A 2975-nucleotide genomic window follows, 5' to 3' on the forward strand; every position below is an offset into this window, starting at 1 on the left:
GTGAGATAGAAAAGAGATACAGTTATTAAACTGTAACTATATTATACGAGGAGGAGATAAAAATGGAAATGTATAAGATAGGTGATTCAGATAATTATGTTTCTTTCAACAAAAATGATTTAAGAAGAATTTATTTATTACAGCAATTAGAAAATAATAATGGTGTAGAGTTAGATGAGAATGAAAAACCAATTAGATTTAAAAATAATATTCTTCAGAAAGTCAAGATCAACGAAGAAGACTTATTTTCTTATCTTTACTTAGAACAACAAGACCTAGAGGAAGAAATTTTATATGATAATTTAAAAGAAGAATATTTACATAGTGTTAGGGTAAATAAATCACCTTACTCTGTTATAAGAAGGGTAAAGGACTTTGATTATTTTATTGAAGATGAATATCTAAAAGAAAAAATTGAAGAAAAAGTTAAAGAAAATTGGAAAGTAGTTATTGAAAAATTAGATGACACAATAGTTATGAAATATTTTAATTCTGATAAATTCAAAAAAGAAACTCTAAATTCAATCTCTGTAGATAATTTTGTTAAATCTGATCCTTTATTTGATGTAAATAAACTAGATACAATAATTAAAGATTTTGATTTTAGTAAGGAAGAAGATAAATTAAAGGTAGTAGAGCTATTGGACAAAGAAATAAAGGAGAATTTAAATAACGTAAATGTAGATATTAATATAAAAGAGATTATAAAATCAAATCCAGATTTTTTTGACTTAGATAGACTTATAAAAGCAGAAGAAAAAATAATACTAAAAGTATTTCAAGAAATAGAGTTAGAAAAAGATGGACATACTATCAAAGTTGAAGCTACTAAAGAACAAGATATTACAGATAAAATAATAGAAGAACTAACAAAACAGACAACAATTGAAGATCCATATGTGGATAATAAACTATTGACAGAGGAAGAAATTAGGAAGAGAAGCAGTGAGGGCTCTATAAATTATGAAAAAGAGGAGAAAGAGCTTATAGAAAAGATAAATTTCTATAATAGTTTAGAGCTCTAAGGTATTGGAAAAATGTACTAAAGATAGTATAATGTACGTACACAAAACACAGAGGGGGAATGGGAAATGAGGAAAAGAACTACGATTATCTTCACAATATTATTTCTTTTGTTATCAACAACAACTGCATGTGCAAGTGGTGGAGTAAATGCTAATGTTATAGAAGAAAATACGGTAGCAATGGTTAGTACTATAAAAGAACAAGAAGTTACAAATGTAAAAATTAAAATAAATGGAGTAGAATTAAAAATTCCAGAGGAATATGGACATCCTTTCATTGATACTCAAAATAGAACAATGATACCACTAAGGATAATTTCCGAAAGTTTAGGACATAAAGTTGAATGGGATAACAAGACTCAAACAGCAAATATAGATAAGAGTGTATTTATTACAGTTGAAAAAAATATAGCTTATGGTCCAGGTAGTGAAAACAACCCAAGTGGAATAATTGAAATGGATACTAAGGCTATTTTAAAAGATGGTAGAACTTATGTGCCATTAAGATTTGTAGTAGAGGCTTTAGGTTATGAAGTAAAGTATGATGGTCCAAAGGCATCAAATGGACATAATCATATGACAAATATCTTTAAAGAAGGTATGACAAATCAACCAAGTACAGATGATGGTGCTCCAAGTAAAGATGGTAATGTGTATAAGATTAAAGGTGAAAGTGGAACAGTTAGCATTAATCTTGATACAGATAGAAATAAATATGGAGAGGTTAATGATGAAAAAGCATTTGAATTGTTAGAACTATTCCATAAATCAATAAAATTAACAGAAAGTAAAGACTCTGTTAAATTAACATTTTATCAACCAGAAATGCCAACTGGAGACGGATTGAAGTATAATGCTTCAATTGAGTTAGCTATGAAAGAAGGCAGTGGATATGGTGCATATTTAGATATTTATTCAACTAATAATCTACAAAACGTATTTACGACTATTAGAGATGACGGATATAGTGAAGTTATTTTTGAAATTGATATGTCAAAAGTTGAGAATATAGTATTCTCAGGCAGAGTAAGTTACAATGGAAAAACATCAGAACAGTATAGAGCAGACTTGAGAACAGGAAAGGTAGCTCTTGGAAAATATCAATTTCTATATGAATAAAATTTATTTTTCAAACTAAATGAGGCGAGTATGGCAATTGTACTAAAAAGAACTTCTTGAAAAAGAGGTTCTTTTTTCTATTTTTCACTTTATTTAGTTTTAAAATACTTAAAATCTCTTATAATTTAGAAACAAGATTAAAAGGGAGGAAGTAATTATTTTAAAGAACCTTTTTTAAAAAAGGAAAGCTGGTAGGGAGAAAATAGGTCATATCTTATTAACAAGCGAAATTATGCCACTGTATTGTAGCACCCCACCAATTACAAACAAAACATTATATTTTGTAAAGAAGTTCAAGAATAATGTTGCTACAGGAAAAGAACTAAATTCACTTTCTAGTAGCGAAAGGGAATTCTTGTATGTAAAGAGTATTAACACAAAATGGTGTTCCTGTTAAGATAAAAGATAAAAATTTTAAAAAGATAATTTGTAATACAGAGTTTGAAAAGAATGGGTTCAAATCTCGGCAAGTTTATTTAATTTCATAGACCAGTTTTTTATTATAATTACCAACCCTTTAAGTAAGATATAGTACAAAAATTATAAAGGGGGGTAATAAAATTATGAAAACTAAAGGAATAATCTACTACTTAAATAATAAAGAGGACTATATCGTAAGAGTAAATAAAAAAACGGGTTTAAGAAATATTGTTATATTAAAGATGAAGAGCTGATTCCTTTTTAAAAATAATTTAAATACACTTTTTAGTGTATTTTTTTGTTCTTAACTATGTATATATGAGTTGTATATAATGTATATATTTTTTTGAGGATGTTTTTGAAGAAATAAATATAGTTAAATATAAATATTTTTAATATACATACTTTATA

The 2975-nt window shown here is 26.8% G+C and carries 2 protein-coding genes; both read left to right on the top strand.

Annotation, left to right across the window (positions count from 1 at the left end):
• The first annotated feature begins 62 nt into the window (after positions 1–62).
• The gene (locus RDK80_RS20040) at positions 63–1025 is read left to right on the top strand and encodes a hypothetical protein (RefSeq protein ID WP_308525321.1); all 963 of its coding nucleotides are present in this window, start codon (positions 63–65) and stop codon (positions 1023–1025) included.
• Positions 1026–1091: 66 nt separating this feature from the next.
• Entirely contained in the window at positions 1092–2144 is a 1053-nt protein-coding gene (locus tag RDK80_RS20045) for a copper amine oxidase N-terminal domain-containing protein (RefSeq protein ID WP_308525322.1), read from the top strand.
• Positions 2145–2975: the final 831 nt, after the last annotated feature.

The sequence above is a fragment of the uncultured Tissierella sp. genome (assembly GCF_902479755.1).
Classification (GTDB): domain Bacteria; phylum Bacillota; class Clostridia; order Tissierellales; family Tissierellaceae; genus Tissierella; species Tissierella carlieri.